Annotated in this window: 11 protein-coding genes; 2 read left to right on the top strand and 9 right to left on the bottom strand. The window is 39.0% G+C overall.

Annotated elements, in window-relative coordinates:
- The first annotated feature begins 12 nt into the window (after positions 1-12).
- Complete coding sequence (locus tag GGR21_RS10600) at positions 13-1152, top strand: YARHG domain-containing protein (RefSeq protein WP_183307199.1); 1140 nt, start codon at positions 13-15, stop codon at positions 1150-1152.
- Positions 1153-1201: 49 nt separating this feature from the next.
- On the opposite strand, the gene GGR21_RS10605 is transcribed toward GGR21_RS10600, so the two are convergent.
- From GGR21_RS10605 to GGR21_RS10615, 3 genes are read right to left on the bottom strand one after another with little or no spacing between them, the layout of a single operon-like run.
- Entirely contained in the window at positions 1202-1477 is a 276-nt protein-coding gene (locus GGR21_RS10605; protein ID WP_183307200.1) for a GNAT family N-acetyltransferase, read from the bottom strand.
- A gap of 37 nt (positions 1478-1514) precedes the next feature.
- Positions 1515-2102, bottom strand: a complete 588-nt coding sequence (locus GGR21_RS10610; RefSeq protein ID WP_183307201.1) for an LEA type 2 family protein — start codon at positions 2100-2102, stop codon at positions 1515-1517.
- A 26-nt stretch (positions 2103-2128) separates the two neighbouring features.
- The gene (locus tag GGR21_RS10615; RefSeq protein ID WP_183307202.1) at positions 2129-3175 is read right to left on the bottom strand and encodes a DUF2027 domain-containing protein; all 1047 of its coding nucleotides are present in this window, start codon (positions 3173-3175) and stop codon (positions 2129-2131) included.
- Between the two features lie 272 nt (positions 3176-3447).
- Here GGR21_RS10615 and GGR21_RS10620 point away from each other — a divergent pair, with 272 nt between their 5' ends.
- Positions 3448-4671, top strand: a complete 1224-nt coding sequence (locus GGR21_RS10620; RefSeq protein WP_317169878.1) for an S-adenosylmethionine:tRNA ribosyltransferase-isomerase — start codon at positions 3448-3450, stop codon at positions 4669-4671.
- 711 nt (positions 4672-5382) lie between these two features.
- Here GGR21_RS10620 and GGR21_RS10625 read toward each other — a convergent pair.
- The 6 genes from GGR21_RS10625 to GGR21_RS10650 all read right to left on the bottom strand — a co-directional run bounded on the left by GGR21_RS10625 (position 5383) and on the right by GGR21_RS10650 (position 14371).
- The gene (locus GGR21_RS10625; protein WP_183307203.1) at positions 5383-7725 is read right to left on the bottom strand and encodes a family 20 glycosylhydrolase; all 2343 of its coding nucleotides are present in this window, start codon (positions 7723-7725) and stop codon (positions 5383-5385) included.
- 20 nt (positions 7726-7745) lie between these two features.
- The gene (locus GGR21_RS10630; protein ID WP_183307204.1) at positions 7746-9125 is read right to left on the bottom strand and encodes an MFS transporter; all 1380 of its coding nucleotides are present in this window, start codon (positions 9123-9125) and stop codon (positions 7746-7748) included.
- A 21-nt stretch (positions 9126-9146) separates the two neighbouring features.
- A complete protein-coding gene (locus GGR21_RS10635; protein WP_183307205.1) occupies positions 9147-10085 on the bottom strand; it encodes a glycerophosphodiester phosphodiesterase family protein in 939 nt (312 codons plus the stop codon).
- A 100-nt stretch (positions 10086-10185) separates the two neighbouring features.
- Positions 10186-11328, bottom strand: a complete 1143-nt coding sequence (locus GGR21_RS10640; protein ID WP_183307206.1) for a glycerophosphodiester phosphodiesterase family protein — start codon at positions 11326-11328, stop codon at positions 10186-10188.
- Between the two features lie 22 nt (positions 11329-11350).
- Positions 11351-12988, bottom strand: a complete 1638-nt coding sequence (locus GGR21_RS10645; protein WP_183307207.1) for a PKD domain-containing protein — start codon at positions 12986-12988, stop codon at positions 11351-11353.
- Between the two features lie 24 nt (positions 12989-13012).
- A complete protein-coding gene (locus GGR21_RS10650) occupies positions 13013-14371 on the bottom strand; it encodes a RagB/SusD family nutrient uptake outer membrane protein (protein ID WP_183307208.1) in 1359 nt (452 codons plus the stop codon).
- Positions 14372-14386 lie beyond the last annotated feature (15 nt).

Raw genomic sequence — 14386 nt, forward strand, 5'->3', positions numbered from 1 at the left:
ATATGTAAATATATGATCAAAAGAATTCTGGCCTTATCACTTGTTATTCTGATACTCAGCATTTCTGTTTCAGCCAATGATGGCTCGTATTATGTAAGTGGCAATCAATTGATCCCGATTATAGAAACCGACATTTCCGTAAGAAAGGAAATACTGAAAATTACCCGTAAAACTAAAAGACAGGTAGAAGTTTCTGTCTATTATGAGTTTTTTAATCCGGGTAACCCTAAATCTGTAATTGTGGGTTTTGAAGCCTTTTCTCCGGGAGGGGATGTCGATCCAAGGCCTAGGGACGGGCAACATCCTAATATTTACCATTTCACCGTGAATATGAATGATAAACCATTGTCTTATAAGGTAGCCATTGTAGAAGACAGCGCTTATTATGAGAACGGAAAATTCAAAACACTCACCCGTACCCAAATGGAAGAGTCGATGGGCAATAATGGGTGGCAAAGTGCCGATTTCTTCTATGTATACCATTTTACCGCCGATTTTAAGACAGGGTTGAATATAATCAAGCATACTTATATATGTGATTTGTCGGGTAGTGTAGACTTCTTATACTCATTCGATTATGTATTGACGGCAGCTACTCGTTGGGCGAATAAGCAGATCGATGATTTCACCCTGATAGTGGATATGGGTGAGTTTCAGGATTTTCATATAGATGATCCGGCCTTCGGAGAATCTCCTGGATGGACGATAAAAGGGAAAGGTGTGAAAAACAGGGAGCAATCGCATATCGATTATTCCGGTCACGATGAAAGAGAGCTTACCCGTACCCGTTTTGCCATGATGAAAGGACAGGTTGAATACCATGCAAAGAACTTCCATCCGAAGGAAGAATTACATATACGTTCTTTCCAGCCTTTGGCCTATATGCCGATCCCTTTCGATTGTAAAGAATGGTTGCAACTGGCCTACAATCTCACTTATGTTGAAGATTATACGATAGAAACAGCCAATGATCTCTCAAGAAGGATATTGCGTAACTATCCTTTTGCCCGCCGGGGATATATTTTCTCTTCTCCCGAATTAAAGAAATATTATTCAAACCAAACCTGGTATAAACCTGATCCGAATTATAAAGCAGTGGTCTCGGAATTACCAAAAGAAGAACAGGAGTGGATATTCCGCTATCCTGAATAAAAAAAGGATTGCTCAAAGAGCAATCCTTCCGTCCCCAAATTTTACTTTATCAAGCTAAAATATCTTTATACTCGGGATGCCGCTCGATATATGCTATTGTATAGGGACAGATCGGACGGACTTTATATCCCTTTTCCCGTACATAATCCAATAGGGCCTTATTTATAGCGGCTGCGATTCCCTGTCCGCTGAGCTCTTTTGGTACACCTGTATGCGTCACCAGAAAAACGCCATCGCGATTGCGGTAATCCACTACTGACAAAAGACCGTCTATTTCTACTTCGAAACGGTTTTCCGCTTCATTATGTACGACATTGTATTCCATGAGATAAGTTGTTTTCTATTGTAAACAACTATATATGCTATTTAGTTCCTCCAAAGCTGAAACTTACCGGAATATATACAGGGGAAGCTACAGTAGTCCCGCCGATATTGAAAGAAGGTTTTAGCTGGAGACTCACTTCTGATTTTTCAGAACCTATCCCTAAAAAGTTTTTGGCAATGTCAACCACTGCATCCTTCGAATTATTTTTCATCAGTGATGCCAGATCTACTCCGATCGAAAGCGGCAAGGTTTGTGTTTGTCCTGCGCCGATGTTAAGTGACTGGTTGATAGATCCGGTGGTGAACTCTATTCCGTCGATACTAAGTATATACTGTAGTCCGTGCAGCATAGCCGCCGATTCGTTCGGATTCTTCACATCCAGGTTAAGGTTAAAGTTTAAAGGAATGGACGTTGCGCTTCCTGATAGTATAGATGTGATTTTAGGAATAGCTGTCAGCGACAGGCCGCTGGAAAGATCGATACCCGAAACAGTAAGTCCCGAAATGGATTTATAATTGTACTCGCAATTAATCATATTGTAAGTACTTTTCAAACTTTGTTGTACGGAATCGCAGCTAACCAATGTGGCTACAACAGCCAGTAATACTAAAATTCTTTTTTTCATTGTCGATTTAATTTATTGTGTTAAAGTTATTTTATAGTTACCATCGTGGCGCCGTATCCATATTCCCGGAATGAAGCGTCCTGATAGTAATATGATTTATATTTGGTTTTCAGTTCTTTCAATATCTCATTTTTCAGGATTCCATCGCCTTTACCATGGATGAAGACTATTTTTTGTCCTTTGTTCTTTTTATTCTCTTCCAATACTTCCCTGAATTTGTTCAGTTGATATTCGAGCATGTCGCCTGATGACATGCCATTTGTACTGTCAATAAGTTCATCAATATGCAGGTCTATTTCCAGTATATCTTTTTTATCCTTTTTGGCGATAGGCTGTATTCGAGGGCGTTGTTCCTTTTGTTTCATAGCGATTTCTATTTCTTCCGCTGAAACAACCAGCTCTTTCTCCGACACATCACGCCTCACTATAGGATATACAATAGCTTCATCTTCGAAATAGTCGTTTTCTCTAAAACTATGCAGTTTGTAAAACTTCACAGTGTCTATCCGGGCTTCTACTGAATAGACGTTTTTTATGGCAAAAGGTTTATTCTGCTTGTATGCAAAAAATTGCAGGCAGACACGTTCCATATCATTCAGTCCTGTTTTATCGAATTCGTCGATAAAAAGCTTGGTATTCGGTTCAATAACTCCTGTTTTGCGCCTTGTCCATCCTTCATCTGTCCTGCTCATATAGTTGTATGACAGGTAATAATTGCTGTCATTGACAAGATAACATTCGAAATTGGTAGTGCTTATATTTTTAATATCTACAGGCAGATAGGCCAGTACAACAGTGAGCAACTCTCCCTCTTTTGTTTCTTCGGGGATATATTCTTTTTCCTTTTGTTCAGGTTTGTTTACAGATGCGGCTTGTTGAACCTCATTGGTCGGTTTCAGGTTTTGTCTTACCTGTGCTTCGTTTGCCGGTTCTATGACTACAGTTTCTCTGATCAGCACAGGTATATCAAATCCTTCCTCGTCTTCTACCAATACAATGTCTTTTCCCTGAAATCCTTTTACGATACCGCCTCCTGTAGTGTTGAGGAAGCGTACTTTATCTCCTATTTTCATAATTATAATATTTAAAAGCCCCCTCTTTCTCCCCCTTGGAGGTCAGAGTTATTAAGCTCTGTCTATCTCTTTCTTTGTCATGTTGAACAATAGTGAAACATCTCTTAATAATAGAAAAGAGATCCTTCCCTATGGTCAGGATGACAGAATGGTATATTGGCTGTTTGTACAGTCTATTTCAGAGTCTGACAACCATCCCTTTAGGGAGGTTGGTAGAGCCACTTTTTTATTCCCGCAAAGTTGCTTATTTTTGTCGAATAAAAAAAGCAAAAGTGGAAATATCGAATCCCAGGGAAATACGTATAGAGGACTATAACTACAATCTGCCTGACGACAGGATCGCAAAGTATCCGTTAACTAAACGTGATAGTTCGAAGCTTCTTGTATATAAGGACGGAGAAATATCAGATTTTGTTTTTTCAGACCTGCCTGAATATCTGTCAGGGGATAGTTTGTTGGTTTTTAATAATACAAAGGTTATTCAGGCACGTTTGCATTTTTGGAAAGCAACGGGTGCACAGATTGAAATATTTTGCCTCGAGCCACATTCTCCTCACGATTACCAACTTAATTTTCAGCAGACAGAGCGTTGCTCGTGGATATGTCTGATAGGTAATCTGAAAAAATGGAAGGAAGGTAACCTGACCAGGGAAATTTCAATTGATGGCAAATTAATACTGGTCACTGCTAAAAGACTGCAATCTCATGGCGATGCGCATATTATAGAGTTTGAATGGAATAATGCTGATGTTACTTTTTCAGAATTACTCGAAGTCATGGGAGAATTGCCAATTCCTCCTTACCTGAACAGAGATACAGAAGAACAGGATAAACAAACCTATCAGACTGTCTATTCGAAGATCGACGGATCGGTAGCTGCACCCACTGCCGGATTGCATTTCACACCCCAAGTTTTCAATTCTTTAGAAGAAAAAGGAATAAAAACAGCTGAGATTACCTTACATGTCGGAGCCGGAACATTCCGTCCTGTAAAATCGGAACAGATAAAAGATCATCTGATGCATTCTGAATTTATTTCGGTGAAAAGGGAGTTCTTCGAACAATTACTGAATCATAAAGGACGAGTTATTACAGTAGGTACTACATCTGTACGTACACTTGAAAGCCTTTATTACTTAGGAGAATTGCTAGAAAAGGAAGAGAATCCTGTGATGCAGGTTTCACAATGGCAACCTTACGAGGAAGCAAGCAATCAGATAACAAAAGAAAAAGCGTTGACTAATCTGATTGACTATCTTGATGTTCATAAACTAAATACACTTATAGCGGACACGCAAATTATAATAGCTCCTGGATATAAATTTAAGATTGTCGATGGAATAGTTACAAACTTTCATCAACCGCAGAGTACCTTGTTACTCTTGGTATCGGCATTTCTTGGAGAGAATAAATGGGAAGATGTTTATAAGCATGCTTTGGAAAATGATTACCGTTTTTTGAGTTATGGCGATAGCTCATTGTTATTAAATGAATAGAAGTTTATCTATAGGATAAACAATGAGCTAATGTGGTAATATGCCGATGTGCCAATATTTAAATGAAGAATGAAGAGAGTAAATTCTGTTACTTTTTAGTAAAAAACTAATGGTTTGTAGGGGTAGTGGCTTGTCTCTGCCCGTTTATTATATTTCGGGCAACCACAAGGGGGCGCCCCTACAGATAAACACTGCAAAAGCGTTACTTTCGTTACTTTTTTGTTAACTGATAACTGTTGACTGTTGACTGTTAACTGAATATTTTGTTACCTTTGTTATCATACTATGCAAAAAAATAGAATTCGATTGAATATCAATCAATAAGGAGGGTGAAAAAGAAGAATAGGTAACGATTTAGAAACCACCAGACCACCTTATTCTACTTTACTTTTCATCGATTCAAATAACTCTTTTTACAAAATTAAATACATTTCTTGAAATACAAATACTTTTCATTCAAAAATGTTCGCATCCTCAATTCTGATATAAATAAAGTATTAATCTTATATTGAAGTCAACTTATATGGCTATTCAACAAATAAGCTACGAGCATGAAGCAATAGCTTTATTTTCAAGTTCGCTACTTAAAACTATATACTTAAGTACAAGGCTTTAGCTTCTAAAAATGTTTTAAATTTTATCTTTGTAAGATTTATGGAAAATAACTGATTTGTGTGGAATAAGAAAAAATATAAGTGCGTACCCGAAGAATTACCTGAAGTCTACAGCTTTCATCACTCTGAATTTATCCTCATTTTCACTTCTTATGCTTAATGTGACAGACTCCCATTGGGGCACCCAACCTCCACATATATCGGCAAGTCTAATCATTCTGAATTTATGATAACCCTTGGCCAATGCTATTGATTTATCGTTATTCGAATTCCTTTTAACAAAACCTTCGTTACTAATCAAGAGTTTATCATTAATCCAAAACTGATCGCAATTGGTACTGAAATAATACACAGCGTCAATAGGAATGGTAATATAGCCTTCTACAATAACACTTCGGGCATTTCCCTCCGTCAGTAAGCTGTTGTTTTTTATTCTGTCTTTCAATAGTTGAGGTTCCTCTATAATTTCCTCTAAGACAGGAATTTTTGCAAAAAGATTATCTACCTTATTTTCAAAACCTGTATAGTATTTCACTTTTAATCCTCTATAGTCAGGAGTTTTTTCTATAGAAGGGATAAAATCCTGTTTTTCGATATGAATAGTCCTAACTTCCCCCAATTTACCTAAAAGTAATAGCGAACGAACCTTTAAGGTTTTTGTTTCATCAAATATCAGAGGAGTTTTGTACACTGCCGATTTATCATTGGGCTCCGTTCCATCTGTTGTATAGAGTATTGTAACCGGTTCTGTTGTACAAAGGTCCAAAATAATATTAGTATTAAATGCAACAAAATTAGCAGATGGTACATTTTTTTGCTCAGGAAGAGGAATATAGTAATTCACCTTGTGCATATCTAATCTCACTCTCTGATTATCCAGCCTTCTTAAAAATTCTTTATAGTTTTTATTATCGGGCTTGCTCCATGCCACTTCGGCCAAAGCTATTAAACGTGGATAAGTGTACCATTCAAATAAATCCTCAGTTGGAATGTATTCAGCCCAAGTAGCAGCTTGTGTCCCTAGTATTTGATTATGTTTTGATACATCAAGACTTTCCGGAACCGGATCCAAAGAATAAGTCTTTTCGAGTGGTACATAACGAGGAGGGGCTGGTGGTAGTAATTTGGCATCTCCCTGCGGCTGATCTAAATATACATAAGGTCTGGGTGACATTATCACATTATTTCCTAAATTAGCCGCTTCAATACCTTTTTCCAATCCTCTCCAACTCATAACCGTAGCAGAAGGGGATAAGTTACCATCCACCATTTCCTCCCAACCAATTATCTTTTTTCCTGATCGTGCAAGATAACTTTCTATTCGCCCCATAAAATAGCTTTGCAATTTATTTTCGGCCGACGCTTTTTTATCAGATACAAGTTTCAATTCTTTCATTTTCAGCTGGCATTTAGGGCATCTTTCCCATTGATACTTATCGGCTTCGTCGCCACCTAAATGAATAAAATTACTCTCGAAGAGTGGAAGTATTTCGTCTAGTATGTCTTCAATAAAGGTATATGTTTGTTCATTCCCCGCACAAAAAATATCAGAAGATATTCCCCATACATTCCTCACGCTATGTGGCCCTCCTGTACAGGAGTATTCGGGATATGCCGCAACTGCCGCGACAGCATGTCCCGGCATATCAATCTCGGGAATAACCTCTATAAAGCGTTTTTTTGCATAGGCTACGATTTCTTTTATATCCTCTTGCGTATAATAATATGGGCCATATATAGTTCCGTCATGTTCTTTTCGTTGCGAACCGATTTTTGTAAGATCCGGGTATTTCTTTATTTCTACTCTCCAACCCTGATCGTCAGTCAAATGCCAGTGAAGTCTATTTATCTTTAGCATTGCCATTATATCCAATTGCTTTTTTATAAAATCGACACTCCAGAAATGCCTGCCCGAATCAACTAGGAAACCACGATATGCAAATCGGGGTTCATCGCGTATTTCTACCGAAGGTATTTTCCATTGTATGTTTTTTTGCAAATCGGGGCTTTCTATCTCAGCCGGTAATAACTGTATCATTGTTTGCATTGCATAAAATATGCCGGCCATATCACTTGCTTTTATATTAACGACTTTGTTATCCGATTTCAGCAAATATCCTTCCTGTTTTAAATTAAGATTTTCATCTATAGTTATTCTTATTTGATTTTGCTTTTCAATACTTACGATAGGGATATCCAGACCTGTTGGATTCTTAATCTTCATTGCGAACAATCCGGCAATTCTTTGCAATTCGTCAGATTGTGTATTAATGTATATTGTCGTTTTTTCATTCAAACTGAAGAATCCTTCACTAACTGTAAGTTCGGACGGAACAGGCGTGATATTGATGCCTGTGTTATATCTCTTTTCCGACTCTTGTCCTGTAACACCGACTGTTAATAATAAACCAAACAATATTGAGAGACTATATCTAAGCATTTATTCTATGTTTTTTTAATTTAAGACTTCTTTTTCTTCCATACCAGAAGGATTAAAGAGAAGGAGATAATGGATGCTGTAATCCAAAATATGGAGGCATAATCGAAATTATATACAGTAGTTCCGTTCTCTACACTCTTTCCCGAATCGATGAACCATCCACTTACAATATCCTGTATCCCGGCTCCCACATAACTGGCTATTCCAACAATACCTAAAGCTGCTCCGCTCGCATTGCGGGGAACAATATCTACGGCCATCAGCCCTCCCAGAAAACATATAAGTACACCAATGGCTATTCCGAAAAGTACCATACTGAGTATATTTATGTAGATATTATTACCGGAATATAGGAAGAGGCATAAAGAAAAAGTATTCAATATGCCAAACAGAAGCGCAGGCAAATTACGATTCCCTTTGAAGAGCTTATCCGATATCCAACCCGAAAAAATAGTTCCGAATATTCCAAGCAAGGCATTTATAGATATTATCTGTGTTGCTGTTCCCAGCGAAAAGCCTTTCGATTCCTGAAGAAATAGTACTCCCCATCCATTGATCGCATATCTGCTAATGTACATAAATGCACTAAATAGGGCTAATATCCATACCCAGGGGTTTCTTAATACTGCTTTTTGCACATCCTTGGTACCTCCTTTATTATCAGTGGGGGCGATCTTTTCGTTGGTTAATACTTCTACGGTTGGCAGACCTTTACTCTGTGGAGTGTCGTGCAAGAAGAGTATAATAATCAGAACTCCTAGTATTCCTGCAACAGAAGAGCCTATAAATCCCCATTGCCAACCGCACAAGCCAACAATAGTTCCCACAAAAATAAAGGAAAGAAACTCTCCCAGATTATGGCTGGCACTAAAGAAGCCATAGTAGGTTCCTCGTTCTTTGATTGGGTACCATCGCGAAAGAGATATAATGGCAGGAGCAGCACCCATTGATTGGCTCCACCCGTTAATACCCCACATAATGGCAAATGCAATAAAAAAAATAAAACTGGAAAACCCTATGGTCGAAGATTCGGCCAACCCCAGTATTCCTACTATCAAATTAGCTAAAGTAGAAATAATGAGACCGGTAGCCATAAAACGTTTTATGTTGCTATGATCGGCAAGAAAGCCATTAATAAATTTTCCGATGGCGTAAGAGAATAATAAGACAGAACCAATAATACCCAATTGACTGGCGTTTAATGTCCCATTTTCGAGAATAGGTTGTTTGACTACATTGAGGCTTGTGCGACAAACATAATAGAGGCTATATCCTACCGTAGCTGCAAAAAAACTAGAAAACCGCAGTCTTTTATATTTCCGTTGCTGTTCATCTTCGGTAATTGACTCAAGCTTTACCGGACTGCTTATTTTATAGAATGAAATGATTTTTTTGAACATAATGATGTATTCGAATCTGAATCAATGATGTAGATTGCGTTTTTGCAGATAGTTAATCAGATATTGAGGACGATCCGTTTGTATGATTCTGGCACCTAACGAATCAATCAGATAGCCATAACCTTGATCAGGACTAACTAAAGACATATCATCGTCATGCCCTCCAGCCATTGTATCCCATAGGGTATTGTACCAGATGAGCGATTTGCCACTTAAGGTTTTCATCACTTCTTTAGGTAGGGGATTAGTATCTTTTTTGTATAACAACTCAAAGGCTACAGGAGGCATTTTCTTTATAAAATCATTTATTATAGTTTCGCTATTTTCGTTATCGAGGCTGACTATCGGCATGTATATAATTTCATTTAAATATTTGCTAAATTGAGCTTGCACCGTTTCATATGGCTTACTCCCTTTCATTATTATCTGCCGTTCCGTTCCAGTCTTTTTCAATAGCTCGTACACTTCGTCAAAATAGCGGTCGGCTTTGTCCAGATTGAGAAAGATCCTCCCTTTAGCAAATAAAAGAGCTTCTTCCAGTGTTGGTACCATTTCTTTGGTTCTTGCAGCACAACCATTTCTTAATTTTAATGTTTTGATGGAATCCAGTGTCCACTCTTCTACTTTACCTTTTCCGGTAGTTGTACGATCTAATGTAGCATCATGCATCAGTATAAGGTGCCCGTCTTTGGTCCGCTGTATATCAAGCTCTACTACGTCAACTCCCATTTTGATACAATTTTCTATTGCAGGCAATGAGTTCTCCATTGCATAGCGCCAGTCGCCACGATGTGCTACAACGATTACTTTGTTCAGATTGGGATTCATCAGTTCGGCTCTTATTGCTTCTGTGTCTCTTATTATTGAGGATGTAGACGATGTTGTAGAAGGTGCGCAGGCTGCAAATATATACAGAAAACAAGCGATGGAAATTGCGTTGAAATTTAGTATTTTTTTCATAATAGTGATATAATTTGCTCCTAGCCGATAATTGATATTCATTGACCAGGAGCAAACTGAATATTTTGTTACAAAATGTTTAATATAAGAATAGCTGAATCTAATTCACATATTCGTTAACTAACTCAGCATAATCTGTTTGGATGATTTTAATTTTCTTGTTTACCAGATTATCCAGTTTAGAATAATCGCCATTCAGCATATCCAGGTCATCCTGTTCAAGATGGTTGCTAAACGAAGGTACTCCTTTTACCAAAGCAGCATTAATGAGACTAGACTCAGTATCGGGAGCTAATTGTACCAGTTTTGCAACAGACCAGTTGGATAAATCACCTGTTGAACTGATCCATGGAAATAGTAAAGAGTTTTTGTTAGCACTGATAAAGTCATTCCCGACAGCCTGATTACGTGCGATATAGAAAACTACACGATCCATCATATAAGTATCTTCTATCATTTTTACCAGCCGTTTGGTATCTTCCGCTGTCCATCCGTCCGATAGCATTGCCCCCAAGTCTATGTTGTAATATATTTTTCCACGTCCGGATTCCAGTGCTTCTTTCAGGGTAGGGACTTTATGTTCTGTTACGTTGCCTGCATTGTCTTTCAGCGAAAGGCTTTTTATCTGTAGCAGTGACAATGCCGATACATTCCCTGTTCCGTTGGTAGTTCTGTTGACACTCTTATCGTGCATTATTACAAACTCTTTGTCGAAGGTAATCCTAATATCAATTTCTATCATTTGCACCTTTTGTTTAATTGCAGTCTCAATCGCTTTTAACGAGTTTTCGGGAGCCATGTTCGCTCCATTTGTGAGCCCCTTGTGAGTATTTGCCCGGTGGGCGCATATCCAGAATTTATTACTTTGTACAAGCTTTGTAAGTTCTACAGGGAGTTTCTCTCCCATCACCTGAATATTGATCGAACTTTCAATTATCGCTCCTCTATCATTCGTAATTTTTACTTTTACAGGATGAGTTCCATTTTGGTCATAAGTCAGTTTAATCTCTTTTTTGTCGCTTATGATCTCTCCATCTACTGTCCATACAGCAGTGCTTTCTCCTTGTACCGAATAAGAGAGAGTAATCTCCTCATTAATACAGGGAAAAGGGTTGCTCGCTTTTATAATCGACTCCTCTGGATTAGGATCGACATTCGAATTACCCCCCCAATCGTCATATTCTGTTTTACTGCAACTCAGAAGAGCTATCAGTGCCAATAAGTAAATGTGTATGTATTTCATCTTCGTTTATTTTTAGAAAAAATTAATTAGGCTGTCTATTAGTGCGTTGAGCATTTTGTCCTCTCATTGGCCATACCGAGTTGGCTGGGCCTGTGACAGATTTATGCTTAAGAGAGAGTAAAACACTTTCTCTCTTGTCGTTTTCCATGTTTGTCACGCCTATATAGATTGTTCCATCGGAGTCAATAACCGGAGAATTCCAGCATTTGGTTTGTCCTACAGCCCATTTAGCAGCTATCTCAGGATATTTTCTTATTATCAATTCTGCCAGATCTGATAAGAATATTTCCGTTGTGCCATCTGAGGATAAGATGTAGTATTGCCCGCCATCTGTAGCAAAATGGATATTACCGGCCTGATCTATAGCCGGAGTGCCCGATACATCTTGAGGTATACCATAACGCCAGCGAATGCTGCCGTCCGGGTTTACAGCAACTATTCCTCCTCCTTCTGTCCCAACAGCACGTTTCAGCCCACTATATATAGTACCATCTGCCCCGATGGCTACTCCTCCCTGATCGACTGAGCCTACCGATTCCAGTGCGCAATACCATTTTGCCTTTGGCCATTCTTCGGTAGCGTTGCCGTCTAATGCGAAAATAACTTTACCAACAGTTTTAAAGTTTGCCAGCCCATATATTGTTCCATCACTGCCGATAGCCATTGCTGAATTGATACTTTCTTCTCCTGCATATGTATAAAATCGCCAGTCCCAATTTACTCTGGCATCTATTTCCATTTTACTGGCAGAAGCCCTGAAAAGCCCATAGATTCCGCCTTGCCAAAACAGGCGGTTCTTATTGTCAAGCAATACCCCCGACGACACTCCTCCTCCCGGACCACCGTTACTATTATTAGCTACATAAGCTTTTCTATATCCTGTAGTTTTATCGATAGCCAGTACCGATCCGGTAGTTCCTCCGTTGCCGATGTATATAGAGTTATCTCCAATAGCGGCATTCAAGTGGTTAATCTTAGGGTTTGGAGTTCCTGAAGCAGCCCAAAAGCCATTATCTCCATACGGAACCATCCATTTTTTTGTTCCGTCACTGTTTATTGCATAAAAACGGCCATTTGTTCCATTGCCCGTACCCATATAAATTGTACCATCGGTATCTATAGATGGCACCGCAAGGGTTGCTCCTGTAGGTAATGTGCCGTCGGCAGGATTCCACAAATTAAATTCCCACATTTGGCTGCCATCCACTTTCGAAAACTTACGAAGTATATTATCAGCAGAGGCTATGACAACATTTCCCTGAAGGTCTACGGCCGGAGATGTAGCCTGTATGTAACCAAAGGTTTTTCCTGACAGCCAATTAATATCTATCTCGCCTACACTTCTGGCTGGTTGGTCGATGTTAATCAGTCGTTTATGTTCTGATGTTCCTCCCTCCCCGGAGACTGTTAGTTTGATTGTATAGCCTCCCGGTTCGGTATATACTACTATCGGACTTGCTTCGGTCGACGTTTGTCCGTCGCCAAAGTGCCAGGTATAAGATACCCCCTCCCCGTTACTCTTATTGTTCATTTTAATCTCGTCGCCTGCAAAGTAAGACGAACGAGCTGTGTCGAATAGGGCATAAGGAGGCTCATCGGATGAGCTACAAGCAGCCAGCAATACAATGGTTGTGCAATAGATTATATATTTTATTTTCATGTCTTTTTAGTTTTAATAATGAGTTTATTTTGCCCCGGCATAACCCGGATTTTGTGGATATGCTGTTGTACCTGCCAAATCAATCTCATTTTGAGGTATCGGATAGTACATCAGATAATTCCGCCCGTTAAGGGTCTTAAGCAGATCGAGCCTTCCTGTTCGTTTTATATCGAACCACCAGTATCCTTCTCCATAAAATTCACGATGCCGCTCATCTAAAATCAAATCCTGAAAGTCTGATTCGGATAAGGCTTGAATAGCAGCGTTTGTAGGGACGTTATCGTAGCGTTTTTGTAAAAAAGCAAGCAATATATCCGCTCCGTCAACCGGACCCAGAAGTTCGGCTTTTATCAAATACATTTCGGCAATACGGCTAATCACAATAGGGGTATTAGCTTGATCGGGCGTTGGAACCAGTTGCTGCCCACTAATTCCGTTGGGGAACTTGATGACACGTTTATCATCACTACTGAATGTTGCTTTTGCCCTTCTATCCCCTTTCCTGTTTAATATGTTATCGTCGGCAAATAGAGATTGGAAAACATCTGTTGCGGGGGAATAATCCCATGTGGGGTCAACATCATTCAGTTTTTGAGAAAAAACCAATTGCCCTGTAGAACGTTTATTGGCAAGTCCGAAGATTGTTTCTTTACTTTTTGCATCTGTAACATATATACTTGCAAATTCTTCGGAAGTATTGGCTAAAATGAAGTTGTTGTTTAACAAAACTGCATTCACATTCTCTAAAACTTTAGTTTTGTTTCCCCTGGCTAAATAGATACGTGCAGCCAGTGCCTGTGCAGCTTCTAACGAGACATAATAACTATTGGTGAAGCCTTGAAGTATGGATAGCGCTTTTTCTATGTTACCTTCAGTAAACGCCCATACATTTTCTTCCTGCGAGATAGGAACGAGGTTCTCGTTTTGTTTGTCCAATATTGGAACATTGCCCCACCTGATAGCCATATCATAATAGATAAGAGCTCTGAAGAAATAGCCTGTTCCGCCTATTTGTTTTTCCTTAGCTGTAGGTGCACCCGAAAGAGCCTCGTATGATTCTATTAATGCATTTACCTGATTGAGAACTACAAACGATGTTTGCCAGCGGTTTTTTATGTCGCCATCACCAGGTGTCATCATCACCGGATCTGTAAGTACCCAACCGGGGCCTTCCTTATAGTTCTCGGCCTTATAATCGAAATCGAACCATCCGTTAAACTGTTGTCTTTCTATTTCGGCATAGACACCTGTCATCAATTTTTCGATATCGTCTGCCGTCATCTCGTCAAGAGGGATAGCATTTCTTGGCAACATCTTGTCCAATTGCGATTCACAACCTGTTATTGCCAGTAGTAGAGTTAGGAATATAATTATCTTTTTCATATTATCATTTGAGAT

Source organism: Dysgonomonas hofstadii (assembly GCF_014196915.1).
In the GTDB taxonomy this organism is placed as follows: domain Bacteria; phylum Bacteroidota; class Bacteroidia; order Bacteroidales; family Dysgonomonadaceae; genus Dysgonomonas; species Dysgonomonas hofstadii.